This window comes from Shewanella sp. Isolate8, from assembly GCF_022398495.1.
GTDB lineage: Bacteria > Pseudomonadota > Gammaproteobacteria > Enterobacterales > Shewanellaceae > Shewanella > Shewanella aquimarina.
This window is the reverse complement of the sequence record NZ_JAKEVI010000003.1, coordinates 80,635-98,118: the sequence shown is the minus strand read 5'-3', so window position 1 is coordinate 98,118 and position 17,484 is coordinate 80,635. Positions and strand designations below refer to the sequence as shown.

Below are 17,484 nucleotides of genomic sequence, written 5' to 3'. Positions count from 1 at the left end.
CGCGGCGTTAGGTGAAATCCCTAAATTAAGATTAGTCTAAATCTGTATGGCCTTGTTAAAGCCTCAACCGATAGGGGCAATCCAGTGTCATCTGCCTGTCGCATTGTCAGGCTAAGTTAGGCTTATGGATAAGCAGTGTTAAGCTGGGGCTATGAGCCGGTTCTCCTTCGAGCATGCCTTTGAAATCGATACCCTTAAGCGACTGATTGCCCAGCATCAGGGACATTTTCATCATAGTTCGCTGCTGGACTTTTATTATCGCGGCGAGGCGCTCTCTGTGACCGCCATAGAGCTGGGGACTCAGGAAAGCGATGTGCCCTGTGTGCTCTTCGTCGGTGGGGTTCACGGGGTCGAGCGCATCGGCGCCCAGGTGGTGCTGGCGTTTCTCGGCAGTCTGCTCAATCGGCTCGACTGGGACACACATCTGCAGGCGTTATTGAGCAGGGTGAGGCTGGCTTTCGTGCCCATAGTCAATCCGGCGGGATTCCTGCGTGGCAGTCGTGGCAATGGCCAGGATGTGGATCTGATGCGCAACGCGCCGATTGAGGCGCAGGAGGGGGTGACCTTCCTGGTGGGTGGTCAGCGCCTCTCTCGTCATCTGCCCTGGTATCGTGGTGAGGCGATGGCGGCGGAAACCAAGGCCTTGATAGACTATGTCACCTCGCTACAGGCGCGCAGCAGTAGCCTGCTGGCGCTGGATGCCCACTCGGGCTTCGGGCTCAAGGATCACCTCTGGTTTCCCCATGCCTATACGGGTGAGCCCTTCGCCGGCATAGGCTACGTCTATCGACTCCATAGGCTGTTCGAGAAAGGTTACCCCCATCACGGTCACTATCAGCTGGCGCCTCAGAGTCATTTCTATCGCACCCACGGCGATATCTGGGACTACCTGGTGACCCAGGTTGACGGCAAGACGCCCTTTGTACCGCTAACCTTAGAGATGGGCTCCTGGGCCTGGGTGCGCAAGAATCCGCGTCAGCTGTTTAACTTTCCCGGTTACTTCAATCCGCAGGCGCCCCACAGACACCACAGGATCCTGCGTCGTCACGTGGTGCTGATGCAGTTTCTGCTCGACGCCGCCTATGGCAGGGTGCTGGAACAGGTGAGACCGCCTGAGCTGACGAGGCTGACCGCCGAGGGGCTGAGACTTTGGTTTAATCGAGGAAAGAGATGACCACCTGGGTAATGCTAAGAGGCTTGATGCGCGACGAGCGCCACTGGCAGGGCTTTGCCGAGCGCCTGGTAGCGAGCGGCGAGCGGGTGATCACGGTCGATCTGCCGGGTAACGGCCGCCTCGCCAGCGAGCCGAGCCCCAAGTCTATCGACGGCTACTGCGACAGCGTATGGTCTCAGATAGCGCCGCATATCAACCCCTTTAAGGGCAAGTCTGTGGTGCTTATCGGTCTCTCTATGGGCGGGATGACGGCGCTGGCACTCGCCAGTCGCTATCCGGATCGCATACGTCAGGTGGTGCTACTCAACAGCAGCGCCGCCAATCTCTCCCCCTGGTATCGCCGTTTTCGTCTGCTCCCTCTGCTTGGCGCGATAATGAGGGTTGTACGGCTTAAGCTGATCCAGTTGGGGAGGGGACTTAGCTTAGTGGAGGCCTGTGTGCTGCAATACACCAGCCTGTATCATGGTGACGACTTGGCGCTCATCGCCAACTGGAGCCGCTGGCGCAGCGAGCGGCGTACCCGTCTCTGTAATGGCGTTCGCCAGCTCATCGCCTGTGCCCGGTTCCAGGCGCCGCCCCTTAGCAGTATTCCCGTGGTGGTGATCTGCGCGGCCGATGACAAACTGGCCGATCCCCGCTGTAGCAAAGCCCTGGCCAGCTTCTATCATACCCAGGCGATAGTGTTACCCAGTTGTGGTCATGATATTAGCCTGGATGCCCCCGAGGCGCTGCAGGCCTGTCTAAAGGCGAACATAGTGGCCGATGGCGGCAAACTGTCACAATAATTTTGTCTAACTGTCATCTGCACTGGCTAGTATCCCTGGCCGACTATGGTTAATTAAGGGAATAGTAAAGTGCGAAAACCAACAGCTAATCTGACCGCCTTAGCAGGCATCCTATTGGGAGGTCTGAGCCTTGCCGCCTGTAATAGCAACGACGATGATAATCAGCAAACCAGCAACCCACTCGCTCAGGCCATGGGCATCGATAAGCAGGTGCCGGCTCAGGTGGGTGTCAGACCCCTGTTTTTAGTGGATCAGATGGTCGATGGCGAGTTCAAGAGCCAGCTAGAACAGTGCCGTCAGGGGCCGTTTTATCGCAGCGACTTCGCTATCGGCCATCGCGGCGCCGCGATGCAGTTTCCTGAGCATACCAGAGAGTCCTACCAGGCGGCGATCGACTCGGGCGCGGGGGTGGTGGAGTGCGACGTGACCTTTACCGCCGACAAGGCGCTGGTGTGCCGTCACTCCCAGTGCGATCTTGCCACCACCACTAACATTCTGGCCATCGACGACATCGCGGCCAAGTGTAGCGTGCCCTTTACCCCGGCAGACCCAGTTAACGGAGTGAGCGCCAGCGCGACCTGCTGCACCAGCGACATTACCCTGGCGGATTTCAAACGCCTCAAGGGCAAGATGGATGGCGCCAATGCCAATGCCACCACGGTGGAAGAGTATATGGCGGGCACGGCTAACTGGCGCACGGACCTCTATGCCGGGGACGGCACCCTGATGACCCATGGCGAGAGTATCGCCATGTTTAAGGCGGCGGGAGTCAAGATGACCCCTGAGTTGAAGGCGCCGAGCGTGACCATGCCGTTCGATGGCATGACGCAAGCAGACTATGCCCAGATGATGTTGGATGAATACACAGCGGCCGGCGTGTCACCATCCCAGGTCTATCCTCAGTCGTTTAACCTGGAGGATGTGAAATACTGGATTGCCAACGCCCCCGAGTTTGGCCAGCAGGCGGTCTACCTGGATGACAGATACGATCTGAGTGATTTCGACCCGCAAAACAGCGCTACCTGGTCGCCCAGCATGGATAGCCTGGCTGGTGATGGCGTGCAGATCATCGCGCCGCCGCTCTGGGTATTGGTGACCCTGGACGACGAGGGCAAGATAGTGCCTTCGGAATATGCCAAGGCGGCGAATGCCGCCGGGCTTAAGATCATCACCTGGACCCTGGAGCGCTCAGGCCTGCTGACTCAGGGAGGCGGCTGGTACTATCAGAGCATCACAGAGGCGACGAGAGATGAGGGCAAGGCCTTCGAGCTGCTGGATGTGCTCGCCAAAGATGTCGGAGTGATCGGCGTATTCAGCGATTGGCCTGCGACCGTGACCTACTACGCCAACTGCATGGCGAAGTAACGCTTTCTGCGGTTTATCACCCGTGGATAAAAACAAGAGGCGCGCTCATCGGAGCGCGCCTCTTCTCTTTTCTAAGGCTTAAGAGGATAACCGCTTAGCCGAGTGCCAGCTCTTTGGCCCGGCGGGCGGCGCTGTCCATCGCCTTGGCGACCAGGGCATCGAGATCCCCGTGCTGAAAGGCGAGCACCGCCTGCTCAGTGGTGCCCTTGGGCGAGGTAACCTGACGGCGCAGGCTGGAGAGCCCCTCCTTGCTAGCCATCGCCATCGAGATGGCGCCCATGGCGCTCTGCAGTACCGCCTTGCTGGCGGTTTTGGGGGGTAAGCCCTGGGCGATGGCCGCCTTCTCCATCGCCTCTAAGAACAGGAAGAAGTAGGCCGGTGAGCTGCCTGCCGTGGCCACTATGCTGGCCATCTGGGTCTCATCTTCCAGCCAGACGGTGTCGCCTACGGCGCGCATCAACTGCTCGGCATCGTCGAAGGCGAGCCTGTCGAGGTGGCTAGGCACAAAGAGGCCCGTCAGTCCCTTGCCGATGGCGCTGGGCAGGTTCGGCATGGCGCACACCAGCTGGGTATGCTGGGGCAGTCTGCCTGAGATGCTGGCGTGGGTCAGCCCCGCGGCAATCGAGACAATCAGCTTCTGCTTGCACAGGGGGGCTAGCAGTGGGCGCAGCTCCTCGCAGACTAGGGGGACGATAAAGGGTTTCACCGCCAGTATGATGATGTCGGCAAAGGCGACCGCGGCGCTGTTGTCAGAGTGCACCTTGACATTAAAATCCTGCACCAGGCGGCTGCGGGTGTGCTGGCTGGGCGCACACACCAGGATCTGATCGGCTCTGTGACCATGCTTGATCAGGCCACGTATGATGGCGCTGGCCATGTTGCCGCCGCCGATGAAGGCGATGCGCAGGTGCGGGCTTAAGCCTGTGTCTTGGGTAGAGATACTTGCCTCCTGTAACGCTTGATAGGACATGTTTTATGTTAGGCGCGGATCTGACCGTCGCCATTGACCAGGTATTTCTCCGTGGTGAGGGACTCGAGTCCCATAGGGCCGTAGGCGTGCAGCTTGGTGGTGGCGATGCCGATTTCGGCGCCTAGCCCCAGCTCGCCGCCATCACTGAAACGTGACGAGGCGTTGACCATGACTACAGAGGCATCGACGGTACGCTGAAAACGCTTAGCGGTTAGCTCGTTTTCGGTGCAGATCACCTCGGTATGACGACTGCCGAAGCGATGAATATGAGCGGCGGCCTGGTCGAAGTCCTCTACCTGGCGAACGGCGAGTTCGAGCGCCAGATACTCCTGACCGAAGTCTGCCTCCTCTAACACCTTGGCCTCATTGAAGTACTGCTGAGTATTGGTGCAGCAGTTGATCTTCACCTGGTGTTTGGCCAGTGCCGTGGCCGCCATGGCGAGAAACTGAGGGGCAATCTGACTGTGCACCAGCAGGCCCTCGAGGGCGTTACACACACCGGTGCGTTGCGTCTTGCCGTTAAGCAGTAGTGCCAGCGCCTTATCCAGATCGGCATCTTTGTCCACATACAGGTGACAGACGCCCTTAAAGTGCTGAATAACCGGGATCTTACTGTGCTCGGTAACGAAATTGATCAGCCCCTCGCCGCCACGTGGGATGATGACATCGATATGATCGCGTTGCTGCATCAGCTCCATCAGCAGGGCGCGGTCGGGGTCGGGCACCACGGCGATCAACGCGGCCGGTAGCCCGTATTGTTTGAGGACCTTCTGCAAGACGGAGGCGATCACCTTGCTGGTGTTGAGTGCCTCCTTGCCGCCACGCAATATCACCGCATTGCCCGACTTAAAGCAGAGGGCACCGGCGTCGGCGGTGACGTTGGGGCGCGCCTCGTAGATCATGCACACCACGCCCAGAGGCACCCGCATCTTACTGATGTTGAGGCCGTTGGGGCGGGTGCTGAGGTCGCGTTGCTCGCCGATAGGGTCGGGGAGGCTGGCGATGTTTTCTATGCCTTGGGCCATCGCCTCGATACGATCGCCGTCCAGCGTCAGCCTGTCTATCATGGCGGCGCTTAGGCCAGCCTGTTCGGCGGATGCGAGGTCGATAAGGTTGGCGCTGCGGATCTCGAAGCTGGCGGCGCGCAGGCTGCGTGCCATGTCCAGCAATATGGTGTTCTTGGTCTGGGTGTCGACCTGGGCCAGCGTCTTCGCGGCCTGGGCGGCATCCATGGATAGGGTTTCGATTATGCTCATATTTACTCCAATATGGCGATGTTCTCATCGCTTAAGATAGGACCGGTTTGCTGCTCGACATCGTGGGCAAACGCGCGATCCTCTTGCTTGGCGATAAAATTCAGTAAGCAACTGCTGTAATTGGCCTGGGCCTTCGCCAGCTTAGTGCCATCGCCTTTGCGCACTAGGACTGTGTCGCCGACGGAAAAGTTGCCTTTTACGGCGACTACATCGTCGCTGGTCAGTTGCGTCTCCTGGTCATCCAGGGGGGCGTCGAAGTCGTCTTCGACGATCACCTCGCCCTGGGCCTGTGAGGTATGGGTCATCCAGTGCACATGCTCCTGCATGGGCTGGTCGAACGGGGTGAACAGGGTGCCCGGATTCTGCCCCTTGAGCAGACGGTTGAAGGCGTCTGGGTCGAAGCCATTGATGATCACCGTCTCAATGCCGTGGGCAATCGCCTTCTCGGCCGCCTCTATCTTGGTGCGCATGCCGCCGGTGCCGACCTCGCTGGTGGCACCACCGGCCATGGCGTAGACAGACTCGTTGATCTCGTTCACCTGTTTGATCAGCTTGGCATCCTCGTGCAGCTGCGGGTTCTTGGTGTAGAGCCCGTTAACGTCGGAGCAGATGATCAGGGCGTCGGCATCGGCCGCCGCCGCAACCATGGCCGACAGGTTGTCGTTGTCGCCCACACGCAGCCTGTCAGTGGTGACCGCATCGTTTTCGTTGACTATGGGCAGCAGGTCGTGATCCAGCAGGCTAAAGAGGGTGTTCTTGATGCTGATGTAACGCTCACGATCCCTGAGATCCCCATGGGTGACCAGTAGCTGGGCCGAGGGAAAGTCGAACAGCTTGTCCCAGGTGGCCATCATGTCGGCCTGGCCTGCGGCGGCCATCGCCTTCTTCTGTGACACGCTGGGCTGTTTGACATCGCCCAGCCTGTGCCAGCCCGCGGCGACCGAGCCCGAGGAGACTAGGACAACCTGGATCCCCTGGGCGCGGCAATTCGCGATAAATTGGGCGATACCTAGCAGGTAATGGCTGCTGCATCCTTGCTTATGGGGAGCAATCAGGGCACTACCCACCTTAACGACTATGCGTTTCCAGTGTATGTTTGCCATGTTTCCCCCGCCTTATCTCTGCTCTGCTAGCTGACGTGCGGCCTCATCGAAGGTCTCTATGGTGTTCTCGCAGGGATCGCCATCCAGGGCGCTCACGCCCCAGATCACCAGGCTGCTGGCCATGAATCCTGGGATCATCTCATAGAGCATTGAACTGAGCGCCTTGCCTTCGGGCAGTACTGGCGCGTAGATCCAGAACAGCACAGTCGCGGCGCCGGCCACAATACCGGCCACGGCGGCCTTGTGGGTCAGGTTCTTCTTGTAGAGGCTAAACAGAACCAGTGGACCGAAGGCGGCGCCGAAGCCAGCCCAGGCGTTACTCACCAGTGACAGAATGCTGTTAGAGCGATCGAGCGCCAACAGGCTGGCGACTATGGCCACCCCTGCCACGCCGAAGCGGCCAAGTTTTACCATCTCCTCTTCGCTGGCCTCCTTCTTGGAGACCACACGGTAGATATCTTCGGTCAGCGAGCTCGATGACACCAGCAGCTGAGACGAGATGGTACTCATGATCGCTGCCAAGATCGCCGCTAACAGGAAGCCGCTGATCAAGGGGTGGAACAAGAGCTCAGAGAAGACGATGAAGATGGTCTCTGGGTCGCTCAGCTTCATGTCGAACTTGTTGGCATAGGCGATACCCACCAGGCCGGTGGCCAGTGCGCCTATGATGGTGACTGTCATCCAGCTCATGCCTATGTTCTTAGCCGTCTTGATATCCGACACGCTGCGGATCGCCATGAAGCGCACTATGATGTGGGGCTGGCCGAAGTAACCCAGACCCCAAGAGAGCGCCGAGATCAGCCCCAGCAGGGTGACGTTTTGCATCGCCTCACCAAAATGGGGGATAGACTCATAGGCGAAGTTCATCATCTTGTCGGCATTGCTGAACTCCTGATAGGCCACCACAGGGACCAAGATCAGCGCGATAAACATGATGCAGCCCTGAACGAAGTCGGTCAGGCTGACGGCTAAGAAGCCACCCAGCAGGGTATAGGAGACCACCACACCCAGGGTGATCGCTAGCCCCAGCTCGTAGTTCACCTCGAAGGCCGACTCAAACAGCTTACCGCCTGCCACCAGGCCTGCCGAGGTGTAGAGGGTAAAGAAGATCACTATGATCACCGCAGAGATGATGCGGACATTGCTGCTGGGATCGTGAAAACGCTTGGCGAAAAATTCAGGAATCGTCAGGGCGTTGTTGGCGACCTCGGTATAGACCCTGAGTTTGGGGGCCACGATCAGGTAGTTCACCAGGGCACCCAACAGGAGACCCAAGGCGATATAGATGGTCTCGAAGCCCACCAAAAACATGGCGCCGGGCAGGCCCATCAACATCCAGCCGCTCATGTCGGAGGCGCCGGCAGAGAGGGCGGTGACCTGTGGGCTCACCTGCCTGCCGCCTAAGATGTAGCCCGACACGTCATCGGTCGAGCGGCGGTAGGCAAACAGGCCTATGGCCAACATGGCCAGAAAATAGATAGCAAGCGAGAGATAAGTTAAGTAATGCATGGATTTAGTGGCCTCCTAACGCTTTGTTATTTTGACTCCCGCCGGGTTTCAACATGACAAAAAGATAGGTACTTAAGATGGCGAATAAACAGGTGAGTTGCATGGCATAGGTTGCCTTGCCGTGGAGCTTGTGCCACGCCTGTGAGATGAGATTTTCTTCCGTTGCATTGTCTGACGACATTGTGCCCTCCCGAGCGAAGTGAGTGTTTATCATTGGAAATTAGTCACACAACTAATAGTTAGTGCTCAAACTATATTAACATTCAATTGATCTATTTTTCCACCCTGAATCCAGAGGTAATGCTTACTCGCACCTTCATCTAATCCTCTGTAGCCCTTGCGGTTGCTGAGGTTGAGGCGTGATAAGTAGACGCTGAAATAAAAATATGAAGCGGCAATACACCTAGTGCTGTTGTGGGATTAACCTTACCCCCTGTATGAAAAATAGCCAGCATTCGGTTGTCAGCAGTTTGGCTGGAGCTATGGTCTGAAAGAATTCATGTCCATAGTCGTAGGCCATTTTGTTGACTCAATGACGGCTTAGCGAATGCTTAGCACTGACCCTGTGGCGGCCTGGGCTGTTGTCCATGACTGAGGCCGCTAGTGTATGCTTCTTGCTCGCTGCCGAGCCTTTATAGTTGAGGGAAGTTTAGGCTGACAGAGTTTAACTATGGCGAGTAGTTTAATTAGCTCTGTAACTATTTTTTCATCTTGATTTCTAGGGATTCTCTCTAGTCGACTTTTGCCTGTGCGGGGGTAAGCTCGGCGATTACGAAGTCAATAAACAGGTTGATCAGCGCCGAGTCTTTTCGCCTATGGCTGTAGAGGGCGTAGAAGTTGGCTGACGCAAGTTGGTAGTCGGGCAGTATGGCCACCAAATCGCCTCGCCGCAGGTCGGCATCAACTAGATATTTAGGCAGTACGGCGATGCCAAATCCAGCCTTGACCGCCTGGTAGATGGCGCTCTTATTGTTAAAAGTGAGTTCGCCATCCAGTCGCTGTTCAATACTCTGCATGGCACTATGGTTAGTGCATAGCAGCTTGATGCGATCGAATACCTTGTCCCTGCTGCTAAGGAGGATCATTTTGTGCTCAGCCAGCGCCTCTGGGGTCTGCGGGGCGGCATGTCGACTCAGATAGTCGTGGCTGGCGCAAAGTATAGACTCATCTTTTGCGATCAGCCGCGCCAGGTAAGGCTCTGTGGTGATCTGTGTGCTGCGAAAGGCGATATGTAGCTTGTCTCTGTGAAGGTCGCTGTGTTCGTTGGAGAAGCTGGCCTTGATGTGCACATCGGGATGATGACGCTTGAAGGCCAAGATGATGGGGGTCAGTATGCGCTCGCCCCAGAGTTTGGGGGCCGTGAGGCGCAGCTCGCCGCTAAGCTGGGTCTTCTGGTGACTCAGGTTGTCTAGCAGTTCGTCGTTGAGCTCCAGGATCTCCTGGGACTTGTGATAGAAGAGTTCGCCGGCGTCCGTGGTGGTTACATGGCGGGTACTGCGCTGCAACAGTCGGGTATCGAGCAGGCTTTCCAGGTATTGAATATCCTTAGAGGCCTTGCTCGGGGTGATCGACAGCTGTGCGGCCGCGGCAGCAAAGGAGCCGCGGTGGACAATGGCGGCAAATAGCTTCATCAGGTAGATGGTATCTAGCTTACTCTTCACAGTTATTATTTCCTATTGGGAAATTTACTCTTGCTGATTTGCCTGATTATATCGCCTATGGGAGTGGTGTACAGTAGGCGCCATGAGTTTAATGGTGTGGAATATCTACTATGGTGACGACAAGCTTTACCCATCCCCAGCTGTTTTGCCGCGCAGGTAAGAGCGCTAAAAACAAGACGGTTCTGGCCCCGCTGACCCATAACATGAGCGAAGATAATGGCGATCTCAGCAGCGACGAGATGGCCTGGCTTAGCCTGTGTGCCCGGGGCGGGTTCGGCACCCTGATCTTAGCCGCCACCCAGGTTCAGACCGGCGGGCGCTGCTGGCAGGGGCAGCCCGGTCTGATGAGCGATTATCAGCAGGGACAGTTTGCCAAGGTGGCCGCGATGGCCAGGGGTCATGAGGTACTGACCCTAGTGCAGTTACATCACGGTGGCGTACGCGCCTCGGTGGAGTTAAATGGCCGAGCGCCAATGGGGCCCTCAGCCATCCCACCGGGTGGACGCTATCCACTCGGGGTACAGGAGATGAGCGGCGAACAGATCGCCGAGCTTAAGGAGGCCTTCGTTCATTCGGCGCAGCGGGCCTTTGAGGCGGGATTGGATGGCATAGAGCTCCACAGCGCCCACAATTTTCTGCTGTGTAATTTTCTCAATCCGACCCTCAACCAGCGTAGCGACGAATGGGGTGGTAGCGTCTATAAGCGTACCAAGTTACTGCGCGACATCATCGCAGAGATCCGCCGTCGCCTGCCCCGTAACTTTATCGTCGGCGTTCGTCTGTCACCGGAAAGCTATGCCAATGTGCGTGGCATAGCGCTGAGCCATCAGATGGAGGTTGCCAATATCCTCGCCGAGCAAGATATCGACTGTCTGCACTTCTCCTTGGGGGACAGCTTTAAGGCGCCGGATGAAGGCGAGGGGAGTTCCCTGCTGGCAAATATTCGTGAAGGCTTTATCGGTGATATTCCTTTGATGGTAGCCGGTAAGATTGCCGATGGCCTCAGTGCGCAACAGGCGTTGCATCTGGGGGCCGACATGGTGGCCGTGGGCAGTGCGGCCTTGGGTAATCCCGACTGGTTCAACCGGGTGTCGACCCGCACTAAGTTGATTAAGCCGCCCTTTAGTCGAAAGCGGCTGAGCCTAAATGGCTTCAACGCTAAGGGACTTGAATATCTGCTCTCTGTGCCCGGGCTGGTTGCGACGCCCGACGACGCTCAGGCCTAACTCAGGGAAGGGAGAGACTCTGTGGATTTCTCATGGTTACTGGTCTTTATGTTGACCTTCTTTCTCATGTCGGTCTCACCTGGGATCTGCATGATGCTGGCAATGACGCTCGGAGCCAACATAGGCGTGCGTCGAACCCTCTGGATGATGATCGGCGTGTTGGTGGGCATCGCGTCGATCGCCACCTTGGCGCTTGTCGGTATCAGCAACTTGCTTAGCCGTCATGAATGGTTGCTGCTGATGGTGAAATACCTTGGGGCAGCCTATCTCATCTATCTCGGGGTGAAGAGCTGGCGCTCGCCTTATAGTGCCAGTAAGGTGGAGAGTGCGTCGCAATCATCGCCGGGGGCACTGGCGTTGAGTGGCTTCTCCGCCGCGATCTCTAATCCTAAGGCTTGGGCCTTTCTGATGACGTTGCTGCCGCCCTTTATTCGTCCCGGGCAGCCTTTGATGACCCAGGCGCTAGTCTTGCTGGCGCTGGTGGTGGTCATAGAGTTTGCCTGTTTGCTGCTCTATGCCTATGGTGGTCGACGGCTCTCGAGCTTCCTCCTGCTGCGCGGCAGGGGCCAGTGGCTCAATCGTCTCTCGGGTTCCATGCTCTTTCTGGTAGCCGTGCTCTGGCTCAGTATTTAACTTAGGGAGCTGCATTGCCAAAGTGCTTGACCCCGATGGCTAAATCACGCTTTTCGCCCCGGCTGTTATACTCAATGAACGGCGCAATGTAAGGGGGCGGGGCATGAGCTGGCAGGATATTAAAGAGATCTTATCATTCGTTCTCTTTACCTATGGTGAGTCGGCGATCACCGTCTCTCAGGTTCTGCAGGTGCCGCTGCTGCTGCTGTTGGCCTGGTTTATCGTGACCCGTATCGGTAAGCTCATTCGCCGTGCCATGCTGGCCCGTAAGGTGGCGCCGGACGCGGTGCATCTGTTTTCCCGTATCTACCTCATCCTGGCGATTGCCGTCATTGTGGTGACCAGCCTGGAGATCCTCAATATCCCCCTCAAGGCGTTCGCCTTCGTGTCCGGTGCCATCGCCATTGGGGTGGGCTTCGGGGCGCAAAACATCATCAATAACTTTATCAGCGGCTGGATCTTGATGTGGGAGCGGCCGATACGGATCGGCGATTTTCTAGAGATAGGCGACACTAAAGGCGTAGTGGAGAGCATCAATACCCGCTCGACCCTGATCCGTCGCAACGATGGGGTACATATGCTGGTGCCCAATAGCCATCTGCTTGAGAACACTGTGACCAACTGGACATTGATCGACAATATCGCCCGTTCGACGGTTAGGGTAGGAGTGGCCTATGGCTCAGACGTGGAGAAGGTGGGGGCCATCATCAAGCAGACGCTGGATGATCATGACGAGATCTTAGATGGCCCCGCACCCATTGCCATCTTCGAAGATTTTGGCGATAACGCGTTGATCTTCGATGGCATCTTCTGGGTGTGTGCCAGTAGCGAGGCGGATATTCGTCGCATCCGCAGCGACATACGTTTTCGGCTCTATAAGCAGTTTAATGATGCCGGCATAGTGATCGCCTTCCCTCAGCGGGATCTGCATATCGATGGCGAGCTTAAGCTTACGGGCAGGTCACCGAGTGGCTCAGAGGCTAATTCAGAGTCTAGTTCAGAGTCTAATTCAGAGGATGAACAGAGTCGCCAATCCTAAGAAGGCGAAGAAACCCACCACGTCTGTGACCGTGGTGAGTACGACACCGCCGGCCAGAGCAGGATCTATGCCTATCTTCTTGAGCAGCATAGGAATGCTAGCGCCTGCCACGACACCAGTGATCAGCACTATCACCATGGCGAGACCAAATACCAGTCCCAGCTGCCAGTCGCCAAACCACCTGAGGGCGATGAAGGCGACTAGGGCGGCCCACAGCAGGGCATTGAGCGCGCCGATACTGAACTCATGACCGATCAGCCTGATGATGTTGTTGCGGTTGACCTGATTGAGCGCAAGGCCCCGGGTCACCAGGGTGAGGGTCTGACTGCCAGCGACGCCGCCCATGCTGGCCACCACGGGCATCAGCACCGCCAGGGCAACCACCTTCTCGATGGCGGCCTCGAACAGGCCGATCACCCAGGCGGCGAGGAAGGCGGTAAGCAGGTTAATCCCGAGCCAGAGCGCCCGCCTCGTGGCGCTGCGAACTATGGGAGCAAACATATCCGGGTGGGTGTTAAGGCCAGCCTGGGAATAGAGCGCCTTGTCGGCCTCATCCTGAATCACGTCGATCACATCGTCCACCGTGATGCGACCAATAAGTTTTTGTTCGTCGTCCACCACGGGCGCCGAGAGCAGATCCTGGTCTTTAAAGACCTGGGCGACGCTGCTGGCGGGCATCTGTGGCGTAAATCGGGTTACCTGGGTCGACATCAGCTCACGAATGCTGATATCCATCTCGGTGGAGACCAGGAGGCTCAGGGGGACGATTCCAAGCAGGGTGTTGTCGCGATCGACCACCATTAGGCTGTCTAAGTGTTCCGGCAGCTCGCCCTCGCGCTGGCGCAGACGACGCAGATATCGCAGGGCCGCCTTAACCGAGACATCGGCACGCAGGGCGCTACTATCCACATCCATCAGACCGCCGGCGCTGTTGTCTGGGTAGTCTCTGACGCGCTCATAGCGCTGCCTGCGCTGGGCGTCCATCGCCTGCACCATGGCCGACACCACGGGCATGGGCAGATCGGCATCGATATCCGCCAGCTCATCCATCTGCATCTGGCTCAGACCCATAATGAGTCTGGTTTCTTCTGTCTGTTGGATCAGCGTGCGGCGCAGTGGTTTGGGCAGGGCCAGCAGCACCTTGGCGCAGCTGCTCGTGGGCACCAGCGCCCAGATCTGTAGTCGTTCTTTGGGAGGCTGAGACTCGAGCAGACGGGCGGTCTCGGCGCTGGTACATTCGGCTAAAATGTCCTGAATGGCGGCGTTATCGCCCTGAAGTAATGCGCTGTCGAGCCTGTCTGCAAACTGCTGAAATTTGTCTGTCATCGAATTTCCTTTTGATTGACTATTTGGGGCCTGATTTTCCCAAAATTCAGGTTCATCACAGGGAGTGAATCGATAGTGAGAGCTTAGTCTACTCTAATGAATTTAACGCGTTAGTGACAGTACAACGTCTAACCTGGAATACTTAAATGACGTGATGTATTGCTCTTGATTTAACGGGGAAAGGATGAGTGAGAGGGAAGACGATGATAGAGTTAATCTTATGAATTTATTGTTTTTTGCACATGTGATGTGGGTAAATGGTATAACTTGAGGTTGGCAGAGCTGTTATATCATCGGCAAGCTAGAGGCCGCCCACGAGTCGTTCTGCTGTCTGAATCGCTACTGATGCCATAGAGGCCTGATTTTACACAGATAGTAAAGATAATTTAAAACTTTGAAATGCCTGCCGAAGCTTTATTTCTGGTTCTTGTATTTACGAAGTATTAAATGAAGGTAAAGCCAAGAGGCAGAATAACTCTGTGTAGATACGCCGGCGACAGTCGGTTTCAGGGCCGAAAATGTTCCCGACATTTATCGGCATTCCCTCCTTCCGTGGAGGTCAGACGAAAATGTTCCCGACATTTCTCGGCATTCCCTCCTTCCGTGGAGGTCAGACGAAAATGTTCCCGACATTTCTCGGCATTCCCTCCTTCCGTGGAGGTCAGATGAAACTGTAGAGCGGCCTGGGATGGCCTCACTGCGTGTCACTGGCAAATCTCAGTATCACGTCCGATACAACACCTTAGTAACCTGTTCATTGCAATGCACCATCAACAATCACTATCCTTTTGGTCCTCATTAAGGCAACACTCATCTCGTAAGAAGCCAATCACACTGTCCAAGCATTCATATTCAGCCACACAATACAAAGTACGACCCTCACGTCGTTGACTGATCAGTCCAGCAGAAGCAAGGCTCGATACATGATGAGAAAGAGTGGATGCTGGTATACCGAGTTTATCTTGAACGCTACCAACAGCAATTCCTTGGAAGCCTGCTTTCACCACCTCTTTATAAATGCACAAACGGGTAGGATGCCCAAGTTCTTTTAGCGCTTTTGCTACAGCGTCGAGTTCCATAGAGACCACTTAACATAACATTTGACTGTTTCATTTCGATAATAATGGAAATCATCGACAGTAGCAAATCGAGCCAATCCATCATAACTGTCTAATAAATAGAGAATTAATTTTTTTCATTTCGAAGAATATCGAAATAATATATTGACGGGGAGTTTTTTATTTCTATAATTCGAAAATAATCGAAATGAATAGTTCAGCTTCATTTCGGTATGTACAGTTACTCATAACGCATTAATCGGAGAGTCAATATGAGCCCGGAAATCATAACTATGGCAAAAGAAGCGCTTGATATGTTTGCGTTTCTTGCAACAGAGCTAATCATCCTGTTTCTAGCAATCAGCTACATTGTAGGTGTCTTACAGGACTTTCTTACACCAGAGAAAATTCAATCTATCCTGAGCTCCAAGAAGGGTAAAGGGTACTTCATCGCGGCGCTGCTGGGCTCGATTACACCTTTCTGTTCATGCTCAACTATTCCTTTTCTAAAAGGCTTGTTGCGCGCGAAAGCGGGTTTCGGACCTATGATGGTGTTCTTATTTGCAAGTCCACTGCTTAACCCAGTGATCATTGGCTTGTTTGTGGTGACCTTTGGTTGGAAAGTCGCGGTATTCTATTTTGCTATCGCAGTGACGGTGTCTGTGGTTGCGGGCTATGTACTAGAAAAACTGGGCTTTGAACGTTACGTAAAACCAGAAGCGTACCAAGCAACACACGCGTCTTCATGCGGAACATCTTGTTGTGATTCAAGCACGAAGAAAGGAGAATTAAAGCCAGCTTCAAACTGTGCCACAAACTCAGGTAGCGAACCAGCGTCAATAGCGGCCAAGACATCTTGCTGCGGTGATAGCGCACACAAAGTAGAACCCAAAGTTGAACTCTCTTGCTGCTCAGCAGAAGGCGCTGTCACTGCAACAACTGTTCAAGAGAAAAAACCAAACCGTTGGACACGTATTTGGCTCTCAACTTGGAAAGATTTTAAACAAGTGTTCCCATATCTAATGATAGGTATTGCAATCGGTTCTTTCATCTACGGTTTTATCCCGACAGATCTGATTGCGGCATACGCCGGGGAAGCGAAATGGTATGCGATTCCGGTTGCTGCAATCATCGGTATCCCACTGTACATCCGTGCAGAGGCCGTGATTCCACTAAGTGCCGCTCTGGTAAAAAAAGGCATGGCGTTAGGTTCTGTAATGGCTCTTATCATCGGCAGTGCAGGCGCAAGTCTTACAGAAGTGATTTTGCTGAAATCCATCTTCAAAAACCAAATGATTGCAGCCTTCCTGTTTGTCATCCTAACTATGGCAATGGGAGCCGGTTTCCTATACAGCTTTATCTTCGCTTAAACTAATTAAGAATCCCAAGCTGTGGCTTGGGGTTTGGGCTTTTTGGAAGATTATAATTGCCTAGTTGAATGGATGATGCGATGTTTCGTTCAAACATAAAAAATGAGTTAAGCATGGCTGTTCAAATTGTATCAGTCATGATGTTAGCTCTTATTGGAATCAGCACAGATAATGTTTAAGACGCTCGAAAGGCAGCATACAATGTCTGTGCAGACTCTATCCCTTACGTCCTGTAAAGCACCTTCACCACATGCCAGCCGAACTTAGTCTTCACCAGATGCGGAGTGATTAGCTCGCCGGTGAAGCAGACCTTGTCGAAGGCCGGGACCATCTGTCCTTTCTTGAACTCACCCAGGCTGCCGCCTTTCTTGCCCGATGGGCAGGTTGAGTGTTTCTTGGCGAGTTGGTCAAACTTGGCGCCCTTGTTGAGCTTTTCGATGATCTCTTCGGCGAGCTCTTTATGTTTGACTAAGATATGAAGCGCCGCTGCGGTTCTGGCCATCTGGTGTTGCCTCTTGGCTAATAAATTGGATCTGATACTGGCCATTATACTGGCTTAGGCCTCGCCGGCCCAAGAGGATTTAGCCGCCTTGGTTTGGGGCTGCCCATTTCACGCGGCAAAAGGATAGCTAGGATTGTGAAAGGGCCTCCGTAAAGGAGACCCCTAGGCTGTTTAATTTGCCGAGCGTAGGGTCGATTTTCGATAAGAATAGTGATTGTTAATGAGTAGATTCTCAGACAGCGTCATGGCCTTGGCAGTGACGGCTTCCCCCTCTTGTTGATACTTGCTGACTTGATAGTTAACGAAGTCAACCACATAAACGGGCTTGTTGTCCTGCTTGGTGAGTACCTTGGCGGCTTGTTGCTGGGCTGCGGCCGATGAGCAATCGTTACATTCGATGGCGGTAAAGCTAGCGAAAGCTTCGCCCGAAAGTGCCGATGAGACGAGTAGGAGTGCTGTAGGGATCATCTTATTCATTATTATCTTCCTCATGGTAAATGTGATCGA

17 protein-coding genes are annotated in these 17,484 nt (G+C 54.9%); 7 read left to right on the top strand and 10 right to left on the bottom strand.

Going from position 1 to position 17,484, the window contains the following annotated elements; genetic code table 11:
- The first annotated feature begins 151 nt into the window (after window positions 1-151).
- From L1D43_RS12915 to L1D43_RS12905, 3 genes are all read left to right on the top strand, one after another.
- Window positions 152-1,174, top strand: a complete 1,023-nt coding sequence (locus L1D43_RS12915) for a M14 family zinc carboxypeptidase (protein WP_239852138.1) — start codon at window positions 152-154, stop codon at window positions 1,172-1,174.
- Complete coding sequence (locus L1D43_RS12910; RefSeq protein WP_239852137.1) at window positions 1,171-1,959, top strand: alpha/beta hydrolase; 789 nt, start codon at window positions 1,171-1,173, stop codon at window positions 1,957-1,959. The genes L1D43_RS12915 and L1D43_RS12910 overlap by 4 nt, the downstream gene beginning before the upstream one ends.
- A gap of 69 nt (window positions 1,960-2,028) precedes the next feature.
- Complete coding sequence (locus tag L1D43_RS12905; protein ID WP_239852136.1) at window positions 2,029-3,324, top strand: glycerophosphodiester phosphodiesterase family protein; 1,296 nt, start codon at window positions 2,029-2,031, stop codon at window positions 3,322-3,324.
- A 94-nt stretch (window positions 3,325-3,418) separates the two neighbouring features.
- Here L1D43_RS12905 and proC read toward each other — a convergent pair whose 3' ends face one another.
- The 6 genes from proC to L1D43_RS12875 form a co-directional block, all read right to left on the bottom strand.
- On the bottom strand, window positions 3,419-4,294 hold the full coding sequence (gene proC / locus L1D43_RS12900) for a pyrroline-5-carboxylate reductase (RefSeq protein WP_239852135.1): 876 nt from the start codon (window positions 4,292-4,294) through the stop codon (window positions 3,419-3,421).
- A gap of 8 nt (window positions 4,295-4,302) precedes the next feature.
- Window positions 4,303-5,550: a glutamate-5-semialdehyde dehydrogenase gene (locus tag L1D43_RS12895; RefSeq protein WP_239852131.1), complete on the bottom strand. Its 1,248-nt coding sequence runs from the start codon at window positions 5,548-5,550 to the stop codon at window positions 4,303-4,305.
- Between the two features lie 2 nt (window positions 5,551-5,552).
- Window positions 5,553-6,653 (bottom strand): glutamate 5-kinase, encoded by a 1,101-nt coding sequence (gene proB / locus L1D43_RS12890; protein ID WP_239852129.1) that lies wholly within the window; start codon window positions 6,651-6,653, stop codon window positions 5,553-5,555.
- Window positions 6,654-6,665: 12 nt separating this feature from the next.
- Window positions 6,666-8,162 (bottom strand): sodium/proline symporter PutP, encoded by a 1,497-nt coding sequence (gene putP / locus L1D43_RS12885; protein WP_239852127.1) that lies wholly within the window; start codon window positions 8,160-8,162, stop codon window positions 6,666-6,668.
- A 4-nt stretch (window positions 8,163-8,166) separates the two neighbouring features.
- Complete coding sequence (locus tag L1D43_RS12880; RefSeq protein WP_239852124.1) at window positions 8,167-8,343, bottom strand: hypothetical protein; 177 nt, start codon at window positions 8,341-8,343, stop codon at window positions 8,167-8,169.
- Window positions 8,344-8,893: 550 nt separating this feature from the next.
- Complete coding sequence (locus tag L1D43_RS12875) at window positions 8,894-9,823, bottom strand: LysR family transcriptional regulator (RefSeq protein WP_239852122.1); 930 nt, start codon at window positions 9,821-9,823, stop codon at window positions 8,894-8,896.
- A 110-nt stretch (window positions 9,824-9,933) separates the two neighbouring features.
- Between L1D43_RS12875 and L1D43_RS12870 the strand changes: the two genes are divergently transcribed.
- The 3 genes from L1D43_RS12870 to L1D43_RS12860 all read left to right on the top strand — a co-directional run bounded on the left by L1D43_RS12870 (window position 9,934) and on the right by L1D43_RS12860 (window position 12,721).
- Window positions 9,934-11,049, top strand: a complete 1,116-nt coding sequence (locus tag L1D43_RS12870; protein WP_239852120.1) for an NADH:flavin oxidoreductase — start codon at window positions 9,934-9,936, stop codon at window positions 11,047-11,049.
- Between the two features lie 21 nt (window positions 11,050-11,070).
- Window positions 11,071-11,682, top strand: coding sequence for a LysE family translocator (locus L1D43_RS12865; protein WP_239852118.1), 612 nt, complete (start codon window positions 11,071-11,073; stop codon window positions 11,680-11,682).
- Between the two features lie 103 nt (window positions 11,683-11,785).
- Window positions 11,786-12,721 carry a mechanosensitive ion channel domain-containing protein gene (locus L1D43_RS12860; RefSeq protein WP_239852116.1) on the top strand — a complete coding sequence of 312 codons (936 nt, stop codon included), beginning with the start codon at window positions 11,786-11,788 and terminating at the stop codon, window positions 12,719-12,721.
- On the opposite strand, the gene mgtE is transcribed toward L1D43_RS12860, so the two are convergent.
- Window positions 12,692-14,047: a magnesium transporter gene (gene mgtE / locus L1D43_RS12855; protein ID WP_239852114.1), complete on the bottom strand. Its 1,356-nt coding sequence runs from the start codon at window positions 14,045-14,047 to the stop codon at window positions 12,692-12,694. The two genes, L1D43_RS12860 and mgtE, sit on opposite strands and share 30 nt — an antisense overlap.
- Window positions 14,048-14,817: 770 nt before the next feature.
- Window positions 14,818-15,126, bottom strand: a complete 309-nt coding sequence (locus L1D43_RS12850) for a metalloregulator ArsR/SmtB family transcription factor (RefSeq protein WP_239852111.1) — start codon at window positions 15,124-15,126, stop codon at window positions 14,818-14,820.
- 251 nt (window positions 15,127-15,377) lie between these two features.
- Between L1D43_RS12850 and L1D43_RS12845 the strand changes: the two genes are divergently transcribed.
- A complete protein-coding gene (locus L1D43_RS12845; RefSeq protein ID WP_239852110.1) occupies window positions 15,378-16,475 on the top strand; it encodes a permease in 1,098 nt (365 codons plus the stop codon).
- A gap of 223 nt (window positions 16,476-16,698) precedes the next feature.
- Here L1D43_RS12845 and ppiC read toward each other — a convergent pair whose 3' ends face one another.
- Together ppiC and L1D43_RS12835 are read right to left on the bottom strand one after the other, a co-directional pair.
- Window positions 16,699-16,977 (bottom strand): peptidylprolyl isomerase PpiC, encoded by a 279-nt coding sequence (ppiC, locus tag L1D43_RS12840; protein WP_041508681.1) that lies wholly within the window; start codon window positions 16,975-16,977, stop codon window positions 16,699-16,701.
- 171 nt (window positions 16,978-17,148) lie between these two features.
- Window positions 17,149-17,454, bottom strand: coding sequence for a hypothetical protein (locus L1D43_RS12835; RefSeq protein WP_239852109.1), 306 nt, complete (start codon window positions 17,452-17,454; stop codon window positions 17,149-17,151).
- Between the last annotated feature and the right edge of the window lie 30 nt (window positions 17,455-17,484).